General features: G+C 72.2%; 21 protein-coding genes and 2 pseudogenes. 18 read left to right on the forward strand and 5 right to left on the reverse strand.

Translation table 11 applies throughout. The features are described from left to right. Nucleotides 1-33: 33 nt before the first annotated feature. Nucleotides 34-141, reverse strand: a complete 108-nt coding sequence (locus ABZT93_RS01540; protein WP_356098393.1) for a DUF397 domain-containing protein — start codon at nt 139-141, stop codon at nt 34-36. Nucleotides 142-224: 83 nt separating this feature from the next. Here ABZT93_RS01540 and ABZT93_RS01545 point away from each other — a divergent pair. Further along, a pseudogene (locus ABZT93_RS01545) lies at nt 225-364 on the forward strand (ATP-binding protein); the annotation flags it as partial. A 9-nt stretch (nt 365-373) separates the two neighbouring features. On the opposite strand, the pseudogene ABZT93_RS01550 reads toward ABZT93_RS01545, so the two are convergent. After that, nucleotides 374-1,010, reverse strand: a pseudogene (locus tag ABZT93_RS01550) (histidine phosphatase family protein). Nucleotides 1,011-1,770: 760 nt separating this feature from the next. Between ABZT93_RS01550 and ABZT93_RS01555 the strand changes: the two are divergent. The 8 genes from ABZT93_RS01555 (at nt 1,771) to ABZT93_RS01590 (ending at nt 8,215) form a co-directional block, all read left to right on the forward strand. Continuing rightward, nucleotides 1,771-2,142 carry a holo-ACP synthase gene (locus ABZT93_RS01555; protein WP_356097223.1) on the forward strand — a complete coding sequence of 124 codons (372 nt, stop codon included), beginning with the start codon at nt 1,771-1,773 and terminating at the stop codon, nt 2,140-2,142. A 177-nt stretch (nt 2,143-2,319) separates the two neighbouring features. After that, entirely contained in the window at nt 2,320-2,514 is a 195-nt protein-coding gene (locus ABZT93_RS01560) for a hypothetical protein (RefSeq protein ID WP_356097226.1), read from the forward strand. Between the two features lie 66 nt (nt 2,515-2,580). Continuing rightward, nucleotides 2,581-4,056: an NAD(P)H-hydrate dehydratase gene (locus ABZT93_RS01565; RefSeq protein WP_356097229.1), complete on the forward strand. Its 1,476-nt coding sequence runs from the start codon at nt 2,581-2,583 to the stop codon at nt 4,054-4,056. A gap of 150 nt (nt 4,057-4,206) precedes the next feature. Further along, nucleotides 4,207-4,830 carry a M23 family metallopeptidase gene (locus tag ABZT93_RS01570; protein WP_356097232.1) on the forward strand — a complete coding sequence of 208 codons (624 nt, stop codon included), beginning with the start codon at nt 4,207-4,209 and terminating at the stop codon, nt 4,828-4,830. Nucleotides 4,831-4,913: 83 nt separating this feature from the next. Further along, nucleotides 4,914-6,083 (forward strand): alanine racemase, encoded by a 1,170-nt coding sequence (alr, locus tag ABZT93_RS01575; RefSeq protein WP_356097235.1) that lies wholly within the window; start codon nt 4,914-4,916, stop codon nt 6,081-6,083. Nucleotides 6,084-6,155: 72 nt separating this feature from the next. Beyond that, the gene (locus ABZT93_RS01580) at nt 6,156-7,409 is read left to right on the forward strand and encodes an alpha/beta hydrolase (RefSeq protein ID WP_356097238.1); all 1,254 of its coding nucleotides are present in this window, start codon (nt 6,156-6,158) and stop codon (nt 7,407-7,409) included. Further along, nucleotides 7,381-7,887: a tRNA (adenosine(37)-N6)-threonylcarbamoyltransferase complex ATPase subunit type 1 TsaE gene (tsaE, locus tag ABZT93_RS01585; RefSeq protein ID WP_356097241.1), complete on the forward strand. Its 507-nt coding sequence runs from the start codon at nt 7,381-7,383 to the stop codon at nt 7,885-7,887. The genes ABZT93_RS01580 and tsaE overlap by 29 nt, the downstream gene beginning before the upstream one ends. 154 nt (nt 7,888-8,041) lie before the next feature. Further along, nucleotides 8,042-8,215 (forward strand): hypothetical protein, encoded by a 174-nt coding sequence (locus ABZT93_RS01590; protein WP_356097243.1) that lies wholly within the window; start codon nt 8,042-8,044, stop codon nt 8,213-8,215. Between the two features lie 5 nt (nt 8,216-8,220). On the opposite strand, the gene ABZT93_RS01595 is transcribed toward ABZT93_RS01590, so the two are convergent. Next, nucleotides 8,221-8,763, reverse strand: a complete 543-nt coding sequence (locus ABZT93_RS01595; protein WP_356097246.1) for a hypothetical protein — start codon at nt 8,761-8,763, stop codon at nt 8,221-8,223. Nucleotides 8,764-8,914: 151 nt separating this feature from the next. Here ABZT93_RS01595 and tsaB point away from each other — a divergent pair, with 151 nt between their 5' ends. The 4 genes from tsaB to ABZT93_RS01615 are packed head-to-tail and all read left to right on the forward strand — an operon-like array spanning nt 8,915 to nt 11,424. Beyond that, nucleotides 8,915-9,571: a tRNA (adenosine(37)-N6)-threonylcarbamoyltransferase complex dimerization subunit type 1 TsaB gene (gene tsaB / locus ABZT93_RS01600; protein WP_356097249.1), complete on the forward strand. Its 657-nt coding sequence runs from the start codon at nt 8,915-8,917 to the stop codon at nt 9,569-9,571. After that, nucleotides 9,568-10,098, forward strand: a complete 531-nt coding sequence (gene rimI, locus ABZT93_RS01605; protein ID WP_356097252.1) for a ribosomal protein S18-alanine N-acetyltransferase — start codon at nt 9,568-9,570, stop codon at nt 10,096-10,098. Before tsaB ends, rimI begins: the two co-directional genes overlap by 4 nt. Next, entirely contained in the window at nt 10,091-11,176 is a 1,086-nt protein-coding gene (tsaD, locus tag ABZT93_RS01610; RefSeq protein WP_356097255.1) for a tRNA (adenosine(37)-N6)-threonylcarbamoyltransferase complex transferase subunit TsaD, read from the forward strand. Before rimI ends, tsaD begins: the two co-directional genes overlap by 8 nt. After that, on the forward strand, nt 11,173-11,424 hold the full coding sequence (locus tag ABZT93_RS01615) for a hypothetical protein (protein WP_356097258.1): 252 nt from the start codon (nt 11,173-11,175) through the stop codon (nt 11,422-11,424). Before tsaD ends, ABZT93_RS01615 begins: the two co-directional genes overlap by 4 nt. A 9-nt stretch (nt 11,425-11,433) precedes the next feature. Here ABZT93_RS01615 and ABZT93_RS01620 read toward each other — a convergent pair whose 3' ends face one another. Beyond that, entirely contained in the window at nt 11,434-13,734 is a 2,301-nt protein-coding gene (locus ABZT93_RS01620) for a glycoside hydrolase family 3 N-terminal domain-containing protein (protein WP_356097261.1), read from the reverse strand. A 131-nt stretch (nt 13,735-13,865) separates the two neighbouring features. Between ABZT93_RS01620 and ABZT93_RS01625 the strand changes: the two genes are divergently transcribed. The 5 genes from ABZT93_RS01625 to ABZT93_RS01645 all read left to right on the forward strand — a co-directional run bounded on the left by ABZT93_RS01625 (nt 13,866) and on the right by ABZT93_RS01645 (nt 18,429). After that, nucleotides 13,866-14,942, forward strand: a complete 1,077-nt coding sequence (locus tag ABZT93_RS01625) for a LacI family DNA-binding transcriptional regulator (RefSeq protein WP_356097263.1) — start codon at nt 13,866-13,868, stop codon at nt 14,940-14,942. A gap of 171 nt (nt 14,943-15,113) precedes the next feature. Beyond that, nucleotides 15,114-16,148: an LCP family protein gene (locus tag ABZT93_RS01630; protein WP_356097266.1), complete on the forward strand. Its 1,035-nt coding sequence runs from the start codon at nt 15,114-15,116 to the stop codon at nt 16,146-16,148. Between the two features lie 133 nt (nt 16,149-16,281). Further along, a complete protein-coding gene (locus tag ABZT93_RS01635; RefSeq protein ID WP_356097269.1) occupies nt 16,282-16,638 on the forward strand; it encodes a YciI family protein in 357 nt (118 codons plus the stop codon). 37 nt (nt 16,639-16,675) lie between these two features. After that, nucleotides 16,676-17,953 carry an RNA polymerase sigma factor gene (locus tag ABZT93_RS01640; RefSeq protein ID WP_356097272.1) on the forward strand — a complete coding sequence of 426 codons (1,278 nt, stop codon included), beginning with the start codon at nt 16,676-16,678 and terminating at the stop codon, nt 17,951-17,953. 77 nt (nt 17,954-18,030) lie between these two features. After that, complete coding sequence (locus ABZT93_RS01645) at nt 18,031-18,429, forward strand: hypothetical protein (RefSeq protein WP_356097275.1); 399 nt, start codon at nt 18,031-18,033, stop codon at nt 18,427-18,429. Here the strand turns inward: ABZT93_RS01645 and ABZT93_RS01650 are convergent. Continuing rightward, a complete protein-coding gene (locus ABZT93_RS01650) occupies nt 18,407-19,600 on the reverse strand; it encodes a class I SAM-dependent methyltransferase (RefSeq protein WP_356097278.1) in 1,194 nt (397 codons plus the stop codon). The genes ABZT93_RS01645 and ABZT93_RS01650 overlap by 23 nt on opposite strands. Nucleotides 19,601-19,618: the final 18 nt, after the last annotated feature.

A 19,618-nucleotide genomic window follows, 5' to 3' on the forward strand; every position in this document is an offset into this window, starting at 1 on the left:
GCTGCGCAGGCTAGCAGGAGGGGTTACGCGGGGTTACTGAGTTATGAGGGTGCTCTTGAGGGCGTCGAGGAAGGCGGAGAAGGGGGTGGGCGGGAAGGTGAGGGTGGCGGTGTTGGGGGTCTTGGAGTCGCGGATGGATATGTCACGCGAACGGTGATGTGATCCGCTTCGGAGCGTTCCGCGAGGTGGGCGAGTTGTGCCTGCGAGGAGGCACGGTTGCCGAGTTGGATCTGTTGGGGGAGGCGCGGAGGAGGGGAGGGGACTGGCGTTGGTCAAGGCCTGCGCCGGCCTGTGGGGGTGGCAGCCGCTGTCCAGGAACGGCAGCCGGGGAAAGCTCGTGTGGTGTGACCTGGTCGCGGCCTGAAGGGTGCCTTCAGATGTGCGACTCGGGAGGGAAGCCGGTCCAGCGCAGTTCTGCGGGCAGGTGCCGCATGTCGTTGGAGACGAGGACGGAGGCTGCTCGACCGGGCGCGTAACGGATGACCGTGAGCGCCGCATTGGCGTGGTTGAGGCTGAGCCAGCGCCACATCGGGGCACACATGGCGTCCCGGACGAGCCAGGCGACGAGGAAGTTGTGGGTGACGACCAGCTCATGTCGGTCCTGCCCGGCATCCGCGGGTCCGGTGAACAGGTCGAGGGCCTGGCGGGCCAGCGCGGCGCCCTGCTCCCGCTCGTCGTCGGTGGTGTCGGCGAGGAAGCGAAGGTAGTGGTCCGCTGATTCGGGGGGGGAGTTCGTGCCTGGGGGGAACGTACGGCACGTAGTCGCCGGCGACTTCCGAGACGAGCAGGGGGACGTTCTTCAGTTGGCCGTGGATCAGGTGGGCGGTCTGTGCCGCCCGCGGTAGTGGTCCGTGATGAACGGCCGTGAAGGGGATGTCCCGGAGGCGGCGGCCGAGCAGTGTGGCCTGCTCTCGGCCGGCCCGGGTCAGCCCGCTCTCGTCCGGCGTAGCCTCGCCGTGCCGGACGAGGTAGAGGTAACGGGTGGCTGTGCCGGTCGTCTCAAGCTTCACGGTGAGCGGTCTCCTCGACCTGTACTTCTGGCGTGATCATGGTCACTTTGACCCGGGGAAAGCATGTGAGGCCCTTGTGGGCTGCGTAAAGAACGCTTAAAACACTCCTTGCTCTTGGTTCATGAACATGGGGGGTCCCGTGCGTCCGGCACGTCCACTTGGTGTCGCTGCCGCCTTCGGGTCGGCCACTGTACTGACCGTCCTGTGCCTGGGCGGATGCTCGGCCGCCCCCTCGGGTGCGGACCGTTCGCAGGCGAATTCGGCGTCCCCGACGGCTGAGGCCCTCAGGGTCAAGCCCTCGGCGGCCCCCTCCCTCAGCGCATCCCCCTCCACGTCTCCGACGCCTTCGACGTCCCCCTCGTCCACGCCGACACGGCGGGCGCAGACTTCCTCGCCCCAGGTGGGTGGGTCAGGGGGGTCGACCCGCACCGGCGGTTCCGGTGAGTCCGGTACGACCGGGAACGGTTCGGGTGGCGGATCCGGCACCATCCCCCAGAACCCCAACCGGGGCCCGACGCCTCCCCCCGCACCGCCCCGGCCGACCCCCACGCCGGAGTGGACCTCGGGTGCCTGGCAGCCCGGCGATCCCGTGGAGACGACCGCTGCGGTGATGACGCCCGGGCGTGGTTGACCTGCGAGGGGAACATTTCGCCGCGGCCCAGGGGATCCTGTCCGTGCTGGAGGTGTGCGGCATCCTCGTGACGGAGAGTGTGCGCGAGCGCATCACCCGATGTGCCGAGGCGGATCGTAGAGTGCCCGGATGAGCATCATCGGGGTCGGTATCGACGTAGCCGAGATCGAGCGGTTCGCGGCGTCGCTGGAGCGTACGCCGGGGATGGCCCGGCGGCTGTTCCTGGACAGTGAGCTGATGCTGCCCAGCGGGGAGCGGCGGGGCGTCGCCTCGCTCGCCGCCCGGTTCGCCGCGAAGGAGGCCCTGGCCAAGGTGCTCGGGGCGCCGGCCGGACTGCACTGGACCGATGCCGAGGTGTATGTGGAGGACAGCGGGCAGCCCCGGCTGCGGGTGACCGGGACCGTGGCCGCCCGAGCCGCCGAACTGGGTGTGCGGTCGTGGCATGTGTCGCTCAGTCACGACGCGGGGGTCGCGTCGGCGGTGGTGATCGCGGAGGGGTGACCTCCGAGAGGCCGGATCGACAACTTCGAACGCGCCGAGCCCGGTTCGGCGTGGTTCCACCACGCCGCGCTCGGGGCGCCGGATTCGTCCGCGAACAAGCGGGCACCTTGAACTCCATGACGCCTGTGGTCCCAGCGGCATGTGAACGGTGAGGGACGGCGCCGGAAAGGTGCATCGATGGACGACGCGATAAGAGAGGCGCGAACCTTTTCCACGGTCTTGATGACCGGGGGGACATGCGCGTGCATTGCAGCAATCGTCACCGGCGATGTGGTGCCGACCATCCTCGGAGTCATCGCCGCGGTCTGCGGAGTGGTTCTGGCTGTGTTCGTCTTCCTGACACATCGGCAAACTCGGCAGAGACACGAATGACACTTGCTGCGCTCATGCCGGACCGCACCCGGTATGAGGAGGGGCGATGGGGGGAGACTCGGACCCATGCGTACTGCGTACAACGTGGAGACGGTCAGGGCCGCCGAGCGGGAGTTGATGGCACGGCTTCCGGAGGGCGCGCTGATGCAGCGGGCGGCGGCCGGGCTCGCCGCGGCCTGCGCGGACCTGCTGGGGCGGGTGTACGGCCGCAGGGTCGTGCTGCTCGTCGGGAGCGGGGACAACGGCGGGGACGCCCTCTATGCGGGGGCCCGCCTGGCGCGCCGGGGCGCCGGAGTCGCCGCCGTGCTGCTCGCGCCCGAACGCGCTCACTCCGGAGGCCTTGCCGCGCTGCGGCGGGCCGGGGGTCGGGCCGTCGGGGTCGACGGGCGGGCCGTGGGGGACGAAGGGCCTGCCAGGGGGACGCATGGCGCCGAGCGGCTGATCGAGGACGCCGACCTCGTCCTCGACGGGATCGTCGGTATCGGCGGCAAGGGCGGCTTGCGACCCGACGCGGCCCGGCTGGCCGAGGTGGCCGAGAGGTCTCGGCCCGCCATCGTCGCCGTGGACCTGCCGAGTGGGGTCGACGCCGACACCGGGGAGGTGCGCGGCGCGGCCGTGCGGGCCGACCTGACCGTCACGTTCGGGACGCACAAGCCGGGGCTGCTGGTCGATCCCGCGCGGGAGTACGCCGGGTCGGTGCGGCTCGTCGACATCGGGCTCGCCCTCCCGGAGGAGGCCGAACTGGAGGCGCTGCAACACTCCGACGTACGGCGGCTGTTGCCCGTGCCCACCGGGGAGAGCGACAAGTACCGGCGAGGCGTCGTCGGGATCGCAGCCGGGTCCGCACGGTATCCGGGAGCCGCCGTGCTCGCCGTGTACGGGGCGCTGCGGGGCGGCGCCGGGGCCGTGCGGTACGTCGGGCCCGCCGCGGAGGCCGTGATCGCCCGCTTCCCCGAGACGCTCGTCTCCGACCGGGGGCCGAAGCGGGCCGGGCGGGTGCAGGCGTGGGTCGTCGGGCCGGGGGCCGGGGACGACGCGTCGGCCGTCGTGGAGGTGCTGGCCTCGGACGTGCCGGTGCTCATCGACGCGGACGGGCTGCGGCTCGCCGACCGGGACGCCGTACGCGCGCGTACCGCGCCGACGCTCATGACCCCGCACGCCGGGGAGGCCGCCGCGCTCCTCGGGGTGCCGCGCGAGGAGGTCGAGGGGGCCCGGCTGGCCTCGGCGCGGGAACTCGCCGGGCGCTACGAGGCGACCGTGCTGCTCAAGGGGTCGACCACGCTGGTCGCCGACGCCGGTGGCGGTGCCGTACGCGTGAACCCGACCGGGACGGCGTGGCTGGCCACCGCCGGAAGCGGGGACGTCCTGTCCGGCCTCGCGGGGTCGCTGCTCGCGTCCGGGCTGAGCGCTCTGGACGCCGGCAGCGTCGGCGCGTATCTGCACGGCCTCGCCGGCCGGTTCGCGGCGGACGGCGCGCCGGTGGGGGCGCATGACGTGGCGGAGGCGGTGCCGGCGGCCTGGAGGGACGTGACGGACTCGTGACGCCCGGCAAGAACGCATGATGACCGGGCGGCGTGAGAACGCGCGACCACCGTCCGGCAAACGGACGAGCGGCCGCCAACTAGTACCTGATGGGACCAATACCGGTCGGTCGAATATGCGGAGCCGAAAGGGCGATGTTTCGCTGGCCGCATGGATGAGCCAAATATACGCGGCACCACCCGGCGTGAATTGCTGGGAGGAGCGGCAGTCGTTCTGGGGAGTCCCGTTCTCGGTTTCCGCGAGGACCACCCGGAACCATTAGAGCAAGAGCCCGGCGGGAACTGCGGCAGCGACTACGACGAGGAGTACGAGGAGCTGCTGGCGGCCGCCGAGGATGTCGAGGTCAGCGACCGCTTCCTCGCATCGGCGAAGTGGAGTCGCCCCATCCGGAAGCGGGCCAGGGTGACCATGCGGTACGGCGTGCGGGGAAACTGGCTGGTCGGATACCACACCGGAGTGGATCTTGCCGTGCCCACGGGGACCCCGGTTTACGCGGTGGGCACCGGCGTCGTCGTCCTGGCCAGCTGGTCGGGGTCGTACGGAAAGGCCGTGACGCTCAAGATGAGCGATTCCCGGTACGTCGTCTACGGCCACCTCTCGCGCATCTCGGTCGCGCGCGGCGCCAAGGTCAAGGCCGGCACCCGGCTCGGGAGCAGCGGCGCCACCGGGCGCGCCACCGGCCCGCACCTGCACTTCGAGGTGCGCGCCCGGCGCCCGTACGGCTCCGACATCGACCCGGTGAAGTACCTGGCCCGGCACGGTCTGCGCCTCTGACACACGCGTGACGCGCGCGCGTGAGTGCGTCCCGGGACGCACTCATCGGCGGTGTCAGTCGCCTCTGAGACACTGGGGGCGCCATGAACGAGACAGCAACCGCCCCGACCGCACCGCTGCGCGCCCGCGCCGAGATCGACCTGGCCGCGCTGCGGGCCAATGTGCGGACCCTGCGCGCCCGCGCGTCGGGTGCCGCCGTCATGGCCGTGGTCAAGTCCGACGCGTACGGCCACGGCGCGGTGCCCTGCGCCCGCGCCGCGGTCGACGCGGGGGCGCAGTGGCTCGGGACCGCCACACCTGAGGAAGCCCTCGCGCTGCGCGAGGCGGGGCTGCCGGGGCGGATCATGTGCTGGCTGTGGACGCCCGGCGGCCCCTGGCGGGAGGCGATCGAGGCCGACCTCGACGTGTCCGTCAGCGGGATGTGGGCGCTGCGGGAGCTCGTCGCGGCGGCCCGCGAGGCCGGCGTCCCCGCGCGCGTGCAGCTCAAGGCCGACACCGGTCTCGGGCGGGGCGGCTGCCAGCCGGGCGCGGACTGGTCCGAGCTGGTCGCCGAGGCCCTGCGCGCGCAGTCCGAGGGGCTCCTGCGTGTCACCGGGCTCTGGTCGCACTTCGCCTGCGCCGACGAGCCCGGGCATCCCTCCATCACCGCCCAGCTCACCCTCTTCCGGGAGATGCTGGCGTACGCCGAGAGCCAGGGCGTGCGCCCCGAGGTGCGGCACATCGCCAACTCACCCGCCACGCTCACCCTTCCGGAGAGCCACTTCGACCTCGTCCGGACCGGCATCGCGGTCTACGGCATCTCGCCCAGCCCCGAGCTCGGTGACCCCGCCGACTTCGGACTGCGCCCGGTGATGACACTGTCGGCGTCGATCGCGCTGGTCAAGCGCGTTCCGGGCGGCCATGGCGTCAGTTACGGCCATCACTACGTCACCCCTGGTGAAACGACCCTCGGCCTGGTGCCCGTCGGCTACGCGGACGGCATCCCGCGCCACGCCTCCGGGACCGGCCCGGTGCTGGTCGACGGCAAGTGGCGTACGGTCGCCGGGCGGGTCGCCATGGACCAGTTCGTCGTGGACCTCGGCGGCGACGAGCCCCCCGTCGGCACCCGGGCCGTGCTCTTCGGTCCAGGTGACCGGGGCGAGCCCACCGCCGAGGACTGGGCACAGGCCGCGGGCACCATCGCATACGAAATCGTGACCCGCATCGGAACGCGCGTTCCCCGCGTCTATGTGAACGAGGAACAAGCGGGGTAACCGCACAGTGCGCGTCAGAACATCGAGTGGTGCGACACCGGTATCACCCGACCCAGCGAACAGGAGCGGTACGTGAGCGAGAGCAGCGCGGAGGCCGTCGTCGAGGCCGCCGCCTCGGCGGCCCTCGCCTCCGCGACGGGGGCGGGCGCCGGCTGGCGCCGGGCGACCGGGATCGCCGGCGCCGCGATAGGCGTGATCGCCGCGGGCGCCGCGGCGGGGGTGGCCGTGGAGCGGCTCACCGTCGGACGCGGGATGCGGCAGCGGGCGAGGCTCGCCCTCGACTCCACCGGACCGTACGGCTCCCTGCGCGGCACCCCCGGCAAGGCGTACGCCGAAGACGGCACCGAGCTGTACTACGAGGTCGACGACGTCGACCCGGAGGCCGCGCCCGCGCTGTCGCCGCGCCGGCGCCGGCTGTTCGGGCGCAAGGCCCCCGCGCCCGTCACCGTCGTCTTCAGCCACGGCTACTGCCTCAGCCAGGACTCCTGGCACTTCCAGCGCGCGGCGCTCCGGGGTGTCGTACGGACCGTGCACTGGGACCAGCGCAGCCACGGACGGTCGGGGCGGGGTGTGCGGCAGGTGCAGGACGGGGTGCCGGTCGACATCGAGCAGCTCGGACAGGACCTGAAGGCCGTCATCGACGCTGCCGTGCCCGAGGGGCCGATCGTGCTCGTCGGGCACTCCATGGGCGGGATGACCGTCATGGCGCTGGCCGACCAGTACCCCGAACTCATTCGCGACCGGGTGGTCGCGGTCGCCCTGGTCGGCACGTCGTCCGGACGGCTCGGCGAGGTCAACTTCGGGCTGCCCGTCGCGGGCGTCAACGCCGTACGGCGGGTGCTGCCGGGCGTCCTCAAGGTGCTGGGGCAGCGCGCCGACCTGGTGGAGAAGGGGCGCCGGGCCACCGCCGACCTGTTCGCCGGGATCATCAAGCGGTACTCCTTCGCCTCCCGGGACGTCGATCCGGCCATCGTCCGGTTCGCCGAGCGGATGATCGAGGGCACCCCGATCGACGTAGTCGCCGAGTACTACCCGGCGTTCGACAACCACGACAAGACCGCCGCCCTCGTTCACTTCGCGGACAAGCCGGTGCTGGTGCTGGCCGGGGTGGGCGACATGGTCACGCCCAGCGAGCACAGCGAGGCCATCGCCTCGCTGCTGCCGGAGGCGGAGCTGGTGCTGGTCCCCGACGCCGGGCACCTGGTCATGCTGGAACACCCGGAAGTGGTCACCGACCGCCTCGCCGACCTGCTCACCCGCGCGGGTGCGGTGCCCGCAGGGGCTACCGTTGGCGGTTATGGAAGCAGTACCGCGCAACCCGGTTGAGACCGAGCTGACCGTCACATCCCCCGAGCAGATGCGCGAGCTGGGCCTGAAGCTCGCCAAGCTGCTGCGCGCCGGGGACCTCGTGATGCTCAGCGGGGAGCTCGGCGCGGGCAAGACGACGCTGACCCGCGGACTCGGTGAGGGGCTCGGGGTGCGGGGGGCCGTCACCTCGCCGACCTTCGTGATCGCCCGGGTGCATCCGTCCCTGGGGGACGGGCCGCCGCTCGTCCACGTCGACGCGTACCGCCTGGGCGGCGGGCTCGACGAGATGGAGGACCTCGATCTCGACGTCTCGCTGCCGGACTCGGTGATCGTCGTGGAGTGGGGCGAGGGCAAGGTCGAGGAACTGACCGACGACCGGCTCCAGGTGTGGATCCACCGAGCGGTCGGTGACACGACCGACGAGGTGCGGCACGTGACGCTGACGCCGGTCGGGGAGCGCTGGGCCGCTGCCGACCTCAGTGTCCTCACGGCCTGAGAGCCCCCGTACCCTCCCGCGGACATTTTCGGTGAACGTTCCGACAAACCGTCGGCAAGCTGTTGCACTCGACGTCTTGTGCGTGGTCACATGGTACCCAGCTCGTAGTTAGGTCTACCTAACCACGCCCGCCCCCGAACTTCAGGAGGCGTCCATGTCGGCCACCGAGAACCGGCCCCAACCACCGCCGTACGCGATCGTCGGCGGCATGTCCATGCGTGATCTGCTGGCGTCCTGCGCTGCGGCGGAGGCCGTCTCCACACCGCCGCGGCTGCCCGATCCGGGGACGGCGCGGGCCGCTGCCGCCGAGCGTCCGAAAGCGGCCTGACCGGCTCAGTGGATCACCGCGACCTTCGCGCCGATCGTCGCGAAGGCCCACATCGCGTCGCCGTCCTCGCGGGACTCCCGGATGCCGCCCGTCGGCACGGTGGTGACCGGCGTTCCGGGATCGCGCACGGCCGCGCTGAAGCCGATCGCCACCCCGTCGATGCTGGTGAAGCGGACCACGTGTTCGATGGGGATGCCGTCGGTGCCGGTCACGGAGTTCGAGCGGGAGGTGACCACGTAGACGCCGGGGGCCGGGTCGATGGTGCCGGGGAGGACCTGGAAGGTGCGGGTGACCTTGTCGCCGGCGTTGACCAGCCAGACGCGGTTGTCGTCCAGGGAGTACACGACGCGTTCGCCGGCGCCGGAGCCCGGCGGCGGGGCGGCCGGGTTCTGTCCGCCGCCGGGGGCCTTCGAGGTGACGGCCGCGGGAGTGCCACCCGTGTGTGCCCTGGTGGGGACCGTCGCGGAGGCCTGGTAGGCGAGGAAGCCGACCGTCGCGACGGCCGCTGTGGTGAGGGCGGTCACGAAAGCCGCGTTGCTGATTGCCACCGGTCACCTCTCGAGTACTTGGTCCTGATTTGTGGCGACCGTAGCAGCTCGTCGAGCGGGCGCCGTGCCGTCGTGGCTGGTCGCGCCCACGCGGCGACGCCGGTATCGGCCTGCGGCCACTCAGGCCCTCCCGGAGCCGTAGGCTGTTTGCGTGCTCTTGCTCGCTCTGGATACCGCCACCCCCGCCGTGACCGTCGCCCTGCATGACGGGCGGGACGTCGTCGCCTCGTTCAGCCAGGTGGACGCCCGCCGGCACGGGGAGCTGTTGCTGCCGGCCGTCGACCGGGTGCTCGCGGACGCGGGGGTGAAGCTGGACGCGGTCACCGGGATCGTCGTCGGAATCGGACCCGGGCCCTACACCGGGCTGCGCGTCGGGCTCATGACCGCCGACACCTTCGGGCTCGCGCTCGGCATCCCCGTGCACGGGATGTGCACCCTGGACGGACTCGCCTACGCGGCCGAACTCGACGAGGGCCCCTTCGTCGTGGCCACCGACGCGCGGCGCAAGGAGGTCTACTGGGCCACCTACGCCGACCCCCGCACCCGCGTCGGCGACCCCGCGGTCGACCGGCCCGCCGACATCGCCGAGCAGGTCGAGGGACTGCCCGCCGTCGGCGCCGGGGCGCTGCTCTACCCCGACACCTTCCCCGACGCCCGGGAGCCCGAGCACGTCACGGCAGCCGCGCTCGCCGCCCTCGCCGCCGAGCGGATCGAGGCCGGGGAGGAACTGCCCGCCCCGCGGCCGCTGTATCTGCGGCGGCCCGACGCGCAGGTCCCCAAGAACTACAAGGTGGTCACCCCCAAGTGACCACACCCGTGATTCCCGTTCTGCGTGAGATGCGCTGGTGGGACATCGACCCCGTCCTGGAGCTGGAGAAGGACCTCTTCCCGGAGGACGCCTGGTCCCGGGGCATGTTCTGGTCCGAGCTCGCGCACTCCCGGGGGCCCGAGGCCACCCGGCGGTACGTGGTGGCCGAGGCGGGCGGGCGGATCGTGGGGTACGCCGGGCTCGCCTCCGCCGGTACTGCCTCCGACAGCGACTCCGCCGCGGGGGCCGACATCCAGACGATCGCCGTCGCCCGCGACCACTGGGGCACCGGACTCGGGGCCACGCTGCTGACCGAGCTGCTGCGGGCCGCTACCGCCTTCGAGTGCGCCGAAGTGATGCTGGAGTGCCGGATCGACAACATCCGCGCCCAGAAGCTCTACGAGCGCTTCGGCTTCGAGGCCATCGGGTTCCGGCGCGGCTACTACCAGCCGGGCAACGTGGACGCCCTGGTCATGCGACTGACCGACCCTTCAACATCCGTACGAGGAACCGAGATCAATGGCTGACGAACCGCTTGTCCTGGGCATCGAGACCTCCTGTGACGAGACCGGCGTCGGCATCGTCCGGGGGACCACCCTGCTGGCCGACGCCATCGCGTCCAGCGTCGACGAGCACGCCCGGTTCGGCGGAGTGGTGCCGGAGGTCGCGAGCAGGGCGCATCTGGAGGCCATGGTCCCCACCATCGACCGTGCGCTGAAGGAGGCGGGGGTGAGCGCCCGCGACCTCGACGGCATCGCCGTCACCGCCGGTCCCGGACTCGCCGGTGCCCTCCTCGTCGGGGTCTCCGCCGCGAAGGCGTACGCCTACGCCCTCGGCAAGCCCCTCTACGGCGTCAACCACCTCGCCTCCCACATCTGCGTCGACCAGCTGGAGCACGGGGCGCTGCCCGAGCCGACGATGGCGCTGCTGGTGTCCGGGGGCCACTCGTCCCTGCTGCTGTCCTCGGACATCACCTCCGACGTACGGCCGATGGGCGCGACCATCGACGACGCGGCCGGAGAGGCCTTCGACAAGATCGCCCGGGTGCTGAACCTCGGCTTCCCGGGCGGCCCGGTCATCGACCGGTACGCGCGCGAGGGCGACCCGTCGGCTATCGCGTTCCCGCGCGGGCTGACCGGGCCCCGCGACCCGGCGTACGACTTCTCGTTCTCCGGTCTGAAGACGGCGGTCGCCCGCTGGATCGAGGCCAAGCGGGCCGCGGGGGAGGAGGTGCCGGTGCGTGACGTGGCGGCCTCCTTCCAGGAGGCGGTGGTGGACGTGTTGACCCGCAAGGCCGTGCGGGCCTGCAAGGACGAGGGTGTCGACCACCTCATGATCGGCGGCGGCGTGGCCGCCAACTCCCGGCTGCGGGTCCTGGCCCAGGAGCGCTGCGAGGCGGCGGGCATCCGACTCCGGGTGCCCCGGCCCAAGCTGTGCACCGACAACGGCGCGATGGTCGCGGCGTTGGGCGCGGAGATGGTCGCACGCAACCGGTCCGCGTCGAGCTGGGACCTGTCGGCCGACTCCTCCCTCCCGGTGACCGACCCGCACGTGCCGGGCCATGACCACGTCCACGAGGTCAGCAAGGAGAACCTCTACTCGTGACGGTCGCGCTGATGTGGGAGGCCCGGGCGGTCGAGGGCCGCGGCGAGGAGCTGCTTGCCTGGGCCCGCCGACAGGAGCTTGCCGTACGGCCGTTGCGGCGCGAGACGTTCCGGGCGCCACAGGACCGCGTCCTCGTCATCACGTGGTGGGACGCGGCCTACGACGCCGAGCTGCCCGAACTTCCCGAGCCGGACACCGAGTTGGCGAGCAGGGCGGTGCACCGGTGGCGGTTCGAGTCCGTGGGTTGACCCCGGCTCCTACGACACCTCCGTCTCGCAGCGCAGCCGGCGGTCCGGCCCCAGCTCCCGTACCGGGCCCGTGAGGCGCAACAGCGCTGTGTGGCGGACCTCCGCGCTCGACGCCGCCAGCCGTAGCTCCAGGTCGCCCGGTTCGACGACTCGGCGGCCCGTGCGGTCGGTGAAGGCCGACAGGTCGGCGTGGAAGCGGAAGGTCACACGACGGGACTCGCCCGGCTCCAGCTCCAGCCGCCGATAGCCGATCAGCCGGACGTCCGGGCGGGTCACCGAGGCCACCGGGTCGTGCAGATACAGCTGCACGACCTCGGCGCCCGCCCGGCCCCCCGCGTTGCGCACGGTCAGCGAGACGTCGTACGTGCCGTCCGTGCCGATCTCCGCCGGTGCCCCGCCCGTGAAGTCCTCCCACCCGAACTCCGTGTAGGAACGCCCGTGCCCGAAGGCGTACAGCGGGGTCGGGTCCAGGTTGCTGACCCCGCCCGCGAGGCCCAGCGGCGGCTGGAGGTAGGTCCACGGCTGGCCGCCGGGCACCCGCGGCACGCTCACCGGGAGGCGGCCCGAGGGGTTGACCCGGCCCGACAGCACGCCCGCGACGGCCGGGCCGCCCTCCTCGCCGGGGAAGAAGGCCTGGACGACCGCGCCGAGCCTGCCGTCCCAGCGGCCGAGCGCGTAGGGGCGACCGGTCAGCAGGACCAGCACCACCGGGACGCCGGTCGCGACCAGCGAGTCCAGCAACTCACCCTGGACGCCCGGCAGTCGCAGATCCGTCACATCGCAGCCCTCGCCCGATGTGCCCCGGCCGAACAGGCCCGCCCGGTCGCCGAGTACCGCCACGCAGATGTCCGCCTCGGCCGCGCGGGCCACCGCCTCCTCGAAGCCGCCGGTGTCCGGGTCGTCGACCCCGCAGCCCTCGGTGAACGTCACCTTGGCGTCGGGGAGTTCGGCGCGCAGCGCCTGAAGGACCGTGGGGATCTCGATGCCCGTCGGGATGTCGGGGTGGTGGGTGAGCACATGCGAGGGGAAGGAGTAGCAGCCCAGCATGGCGAGGGCGTCCGCGGCCCGGGGGCCGACGACCGCGATCCGGGTGTCCGGGGCCAGCGGGAGCAGGCCGTCCGGGTTGTCGAGGAGGACCACCGACTCCTCGGCGAGGCGGCGGGCCAGGACGCGGTTCGCCGTCGAGTCGAGGTCGATCCGCTCGGTGGGTTCCGGGCTCCAGTCCTCGTCCAGCAGGCCCAGTTCGCACTTCTGGAGCAGGACCCGGCGGGCCGCGCGGTCGATCAGCGACTCGGGGACCTCGCCCGCGCGGACCGCCTCGATGAGTGGCTTGCCGTAGCACTTGAGGGTCGGCAGTTCGACGTCCAGGCCCGCCGCGAGCGCCGCGTGGGCCGCGGCCGCCTCGGTGCCGGCGATCCGGTGCTGGGTCTGCAGGAAGCCGACGCCGAAGTAGTCGGCGACCACCGTTCCGGTGAACCCCCACTCCTCGCGCAGCAGTTCGGTCAGCAGGCCGGGGTCGGCGGAGGCCGGGACGCCGTCGGTGTCGGTGTACGCGGCCATCACCGAGCGGGCCCCGCCCTCGCGCAGGGCGAACTCGAAGGGCGGCAGGGTGATGTCGGCGAACTCGCGCACGCCCGCGCGTACGGGGGCGAGGTTGCGGGCGCCGGCCGAGGACGCGTACCCGGCGAAGTGCTTGAGCGTGGCGACGATCCCGGCCGACTCCAGGCCGCGGACGTACGCCGCGCCGATCGTGCCCACCAGGTACGGGTCCTCGCCGATCGTCTCCTCGACCCGTCCCCAGCGCGGGTCGCGGACGACGTCCAGAACGGGGGCCAGGCCCTGGTGGACGCCGACCGCGCGCAGGTCGCGGCCGATGGCGCCGGCCATCTCCTCGACCAGTCCGGCGTCCCAGCTCGCACCCCAGGCCAGCGGGACCGGGTAGGCGGTGGCCTGCCAGGTGGTGAAGCCGGCCAGGCACTCCTCGTGGGCCAGCGCCGGGATGCCGAAGCGGCCGGCCCCGGCGATACGGCGCTGGGCGCGGGCCAGTGCCTGCGCGCCCAGCGCCGGGTCCACGGGGGCGGTGCCGAAGGGGCGGGTGAGCTGGCCCAGACCCCGGGTGATCAGCTCGTCCCAGTCGTAGTCGGCGGTCATCTCGCGCTGGAGCGGGGCGACTCCGTCCCCGTCCGTGCTGGCGCCCACCCACACGCCGTAGAGCTGGGCGGTCTTCTCCTCCAGGGTCATCCGGGAGAGGAGGTCGTCGACACGGGCGGAGGCGGTCAGGGCGGGGTCACGCCAGGGCGCGGTGGTCATGTAACTCCTGTCGGGCTCGACTGTCGGGTCGACGACCTCGCGAATGTTTCGATATTCAATCCGAATGTTTTGGGAACCTAGGGCCGTCAGGAGGGTTCGTCAAGAGGTCGCGCAGGGATACGATCGCCGCCATGACACCCCCGGAGCCCGCTGAAACCCGGACGACATCCCCCGCGGTGGGACGGTCGCAGCAGACCGCGACCCTCGCCGAGATCGCCCGGGAGGCCGGCGTCTCGGCGCCGACAGTTTCGAAGGTCCTCAACGGCCGGGCCGACGTAGCCCCCGCGACCCGCGCCCGCGTCGAGGACCTGCTGCGCGCGCACGGCTACCGGCGCCGGCGTGCCGAGGCGAGCCGTTCGCCCCTGATCGACCTGGTCTTCCACGAGCTGGAGAGCGCGTGGGCGATGGAGGTCATCCGGGGCGTGGAGAACGTGGCCCGCGACGCCGGGCTCAGTGTCGTGCTGAGCGAGAGCGCCGGGCGGCTGACACCCGGGCGCACCTGGGCCGACCAGGTCGCCGCCCGCCGCCCGCACGGAGTGGTCCTCGTGCTGTCCGGGCTCGACGAGTCCCAGCGCGCACTGCTGGGCAGCAGATCGATCCCGTTCGTGGTGATGGACCCGGCCGGCGATCCGGGCGCCGACGTGCCCTCCATCGGCGCGACCAACTGGCAGGGCGGGCTCGCCGCGACCCGGCACCTCGTCGAACTCGGGCACCGCAGGATCGGCGCGATCACCGGCCCCTCCCGCATGATGTGCAGCCGCGCCCGCGTCGACGGTTACCGGGCCGCCCTGGAGACCGCCGGGCTGCCCGTCGACCCCGAGCTGATCATGGCCGGCGACTTCCACCACGAGACCGGCTACCGCCAGGGCCTGGAACTGCTGCGCCGCCCGGACCGGCCCACCGCGGTCTTCGCCGGCAACGACCTCCAGGCGCTCGGTCTGTACGAGGCGGCCCGCGAGCTGGGACTGCGCATCCCCGAGGACCTGAGCGTGGTCGGGTTCGACGACCTGCCGGTGGCGCCCTGGGTGGGGCCGCCGCTGACGACCGTACGGCAGCCGCTGACCGAGATGGCCGAAGCCGCGGCCAAGCTGGTGCTCGACCTGGGGCGGGAGGGCGGGAGCCCGGCGGCGACCCGGGTGGAGCTGGCGACGAGCCTGGTGGTGCGCAGCAGTACGGCGCGCCGCGCCGGGCCGGAGCAGGGTGCCTAGGGGCCTCGCACACTCGCTCCTCCGAAGCCAATCGGTTGCCCGACCGAAACTTTCGACGAGGCGGGGAGCAAGCCAGTACGGTCGTGACGCTGGAATGAGAAGTCTGAGATTTTCCGAAGAAAGCCGTCCACGAGGCGTTCCTCGTAATAATTCGGACTTACGTTCCTCCCTGTGACCGGAGACGACGACGGACGACGAGTGGGCCGACGGCCGAGAGTGCTGAAGCTCGTCGGCCTCACCCTCGCGGGCGCGCTGGTCGCGGGATGCGCGGCGACGGGCTGGGCGTACTGGCACCTCAACAGCAACATCAAGAGCGTCGACATCGACAGCGCGCTCGGCGACGACCGCCCCGCCAAGGTGACTCCGACCCCGTCGGCCTCGCAGGAGGCACCGCTGCCCACCGAGGCCGTCAACATCCTGGTCCTCGGCTCCGACTCGCGCAGCGGCAAGGAGAACCAGGCGCTCGGCGGCGGCAGTAGCACCGGGGCCCGGTCCGACACCGCGATGGTCGTGCACATCGACGCGGGCCGCACCTCGGCCACCGTCGTCAGCATCCCGCGCGACACCCTCGTCACCCGCCCGTCCTGCCCGCTGCCCGACGGCGGCTCCACGGCGATGGCCTACGGCGCGATGTTCAACAGCGCCTACTCGGTGGGCGGCCCGGTGTGCGCGGTCAAGACCGTCGAGTCGATCACCGACGTTCGCATGGACCACTACATCGAGATCGACTTCTCCGGCTTCGCCAAGCTGGTGAACGCCCTAGGCGGGGTCACGGTGACCACGGACGAGGACATCGACGACGACGACAGCCACCTGCATCTCAAGGCCGGCACCCACCACCTGGACGGCAAGCAGGCCCTCGCGCTCGCCCGCACCCGGCACGGCATAGGCGACGGCAGCGACCTCGGCCGCATAGGCCTGCAGCAGAAACTGGTGAAGGCCCTGCTGGAGCAGATCTCCTCCACCAGCCTCCTGACCAGCCCCGCCAAGCTGTACTCCGTCGCCGACGCCGTCACCGGCAGCCTCACCACCGACACCGGCCTCGACTCCCTGAGCGAGCTGATGAGCCTCGGCGAGAGCCTGAAGGGCCTGTCGAGCGACGAGGTGAAGACGGTGACCATGCCGGTCGTGACCGCGCCCTCGGACCCCAACCGGGTGGTGGCGAAGGAACCGGCGGCGAGCGAGCTGTGGGAGTCCCTCCGCTGATGTCGTAGCAGGTCAGCGGGGTGGAAAAAATCTCCGAAGAAATTTGCGCGGTCTGTCGATCCCGGCCTGTCCCGATCGACGCACTGGTGAGAGGCCGGGAAGGACCGGGCCCCGCAACGACCGAGGAGTCACCATGCCGCGTTACCTGTCGATGGTCCAGATCGACGAGAAGACCGCCCCCGCCGAGGGCCCCAGCGACGCCCTGATGCAGCGCATGGGCGAGCTGATCGAGGAGATGACGAAGGCCGGGGTGCTGCTCGACACCGCCGGGCTGACTCCGACCGCGCAGGGCTCGCGGGTGCGGTGGGAGAACGGGCAGCTGTCGGTGACCGACGGGCCCTTCACCGAGGCGAAGGAGGTCGTCGGCGGGTACGCCATCGTCCAGGCCAAGGACATGGCCGAGGCGATCGAGTGGACCAAGCGCTTCCTGAAGGTGCACGAGGAGCACTGGACGGTCACCTGCGAGGTGCGGGAGATCATGGAGGGCTGAGCCCGCTTCCTTGGCCGTACGGCCGTACAGGTGTCGAATGGGGGCTGTGACCACCTCACAGCCCTCCCACACCGACGCCCGATCCTCCGTCGAGACCGTCTTCCGCATGGAGTCGCCGCGCATCATCGCCGGTGTCACCCGTGTCGTCCGGGACGTCGGCATCGCCGAGGAGCTCGCCCAGGACGCGCTGGTCGCCGCGCTGGAGCAGTGGCCGCGCGACGGCGTCCCCGACAACCCGGGCGCCTGGCTCATGGCCATCGCGCGGCGCAAGGCCGTGGACCTGGTCCGCCGCAGGGAGAACTACGCCCGCAAGCTGGCCGAGATCGGCCGGGACCTGCCGGAGACCGCCCCGCCGGAGGAGCCCGCCGACCCCGAGGACATCGACGACGACCTGCTCAGGCTCGTCTTCACCACCTGCCACCCGGTGCTGTCCGCCGAGGCCCGCACCGCCCTCACGCTGCGTCTGCTCGGCGGTCTGACCACCCCGGAGATCGCCCGCGCCTTCCTGGTCCCGGAGGCGACGGTCGCCCAGCGCATCGTGCGCGCCAAGCGGACCCTCGCCACGAAGAACATCGCCTTCGAGGTGCCCTACGGCCCCGACCGCGAGGCCCGTCTCGGCTCGGTCCTGGACGTCATCTACCTGATCTTCAACGAGGGATACGCGGCCACCGCCGGCGACGACCTGCTGCGCCCCTCCCTGTGCGAGGACGCCCTGCGCCTGGCCCGCCTGCTGTCCGCCCTCATGCCCAAGGAACCCGAAGTGCACGGCCTGGCGGCCCTGTTGGAGTTCCAGGCCTCCCGCACGGCCGCCCGCACCGGACCGCGCGGTGAGCCGGTCCTCCTCAGGGACCAGAACCGCAGCCGCTGGAACCGCATGCTCATCGCCCGCGGCATCAAGGCCCTGGGCCGCGCCGAGGCCACCTCCGCCGGGGCGCCCGGCCCGTACGTCCTCCAGGCCACCATCGCCGCCTGCCACGCGCACGCGTACTCCTACGAGGAGACCGACTGGCAGACCATCGCCACCCTCTACGCCCTGCTCGCCGCCCGCGCCCCCTCCCCGGTCGTCGAGCTCAACCGAGCCGTCGCGGTCTCCATGGCCGAGGGTCCTGGCCCGGCCCTGGAGATCGTCGACGCGCTCACCGACGAACCCGCTCTGCTCGACTACCACCTGCTGCCGAGCGTGCGCGGCGATCTCCTGGCCCGCCTCGGACGTACGACGAAGGCGCGGGCCGAGTTCGAACGGGCGGCCGCGCTGACCCGCAACGAACGGGAGCGGGAGCTGCTGCTGGCCAGAGCACGGGAGTGCGGTCAGTAGCGGTCGGAAACCCGTCGTCGAACGGCTGCTCATCGGCAAATTCGTTCCACTGGTGTCCCGTTGGCGGTCTAAACAACTTGAGACTGTTCACGCGCCGCCGTGAGCCCGAAGTACGTCTTCCTGGTCTCGTCCAGCAACGGCAAGAAGCTGCCCTCGTCGGTGAAGTCGTCGCCCTCGCCTACTCCGGCTCCTGGCGCGACGGTCTCTCCGCGGCCGCGGCGATGAACGTCTTCGGCCCCGTGCTGTGGACCTCACGCCCCGCCCTGTCGAAGGAGGTCTCGAGCTATCTGCTGCGCGAGTCCGCGAGCAGCGGGCAGGTCGCCTACACGCCGTACTACGACGGCAACGAGCCCGCGAGCACCCGGATGAGCAGCCAGGCCCTGCGCGCCGGTGCCGGCCCGTCCGCCGCGGCACGGCCGGGCCCGGTCGGCGCGGACCCGCACCTGGAGCCGTTCAGGACCGTCCTGCACCGGTGACGGCCCTCGCGGGGGCGCCGATCAGCATGGTCGGCGCCCCCGCGACCCGGGTCAGGAACACCGTCGCCGAGTGCGGCCCCTGCGGTTTGGGAAGGGCCTTGCGCCGCAACTCCTCCGGCTCGACGGCCGACCCCCGCTTCTTCACGGTCAGGATCCCGACCTTCCGCTCCCGCAACAGGGCCTTCAACTTCTTCACGTTGAACGGGAGTTGATCGGTGATCTCGTAGGCGGTGGCGTACGGCGTCGGAAGCAGGGAGTCCGACGTGACGTACGCGATGGTGGCGTCGACGAGTCCGCCCTCGACCTCCTGCGCCACCTCGGCGACCAGATGGGCCCGGATGACGGCGCCGTCGGGCTCGTACAAGTACCGCCCCACGGACCGGACTCCGGGATCGGGCAGCCCCCGGCCCAGCAGCGTCCGCGGGCCCGGCAGCAGCGTCGCCCGGACCGCCCCCGGCGCGGTGCCGAACCACAGCACCGCCTCCTTCACGTCCCCGCCGTCGGAGATCCACTCCGCCTCGGCCTGAGCCGGGACCGCCTCGTGCGGAATGCCGGGTGCGACCTTCAGCGCCGCGTGCGGGGCCCTCAGAGCCGCCTGCACGGCCCATGACAGGGGCGGCGAGTAGGCCTCGGGATCGAAGATGCGGCCCCGTCCGCCCCGCCGCGCGGGGTCCACGAACACGGCGTCGTACGAGGTCGTGTCGACCTCCGTGACGTCCGCCTCCCGTACGTCGATCAGCCCGGCGAGCCCCAGCGCGTCCGCGTTCGCCCGCGCGGCCGCCGCCGTGAGCGGGTCCCGGTCCACCGCGAGGACCCGGATCCCGGCGCGGGCCAGTGCGATCGCGTCGCCGCCGATCCCGCAGCACAGGTCCGCGACGGAGGTGACGCCCATCGACTTCAGCCGGAGGGCCCGGTAGGCCGCCACGCTCGCCCGCGTGGACTGCTCGACGCCGTTCGGCGTGAAGAACATCCGCTCCGCGTCCGCGGCCCCGAACTTCACCCCCGCCCGCTGCCGCAGCCGAGCCTGGCCGAGCGCCGCGGAGACCAGTTCGGCGGGGTGCGCACGGCGCAGCCGGGTGGCGACGGCGAGTTCGTCGGCGGGGGCGGTGCCGCGCACTTCGTCGAGGAGGGCACGGCCCTCGGGGGTGAGGAGGGGGGCGAGGTCGTTCACCGGGTCATTGTGGGCCAG

Source organism: Streptomyces sp. NPDC005303, from assembly GCF_040607335.1.
Taxonomy (GTDB): Bacteria; Actinomycetota; Actinomycetes; order Streptomycetales; family Streptomycetaceae; genus Streptomyces.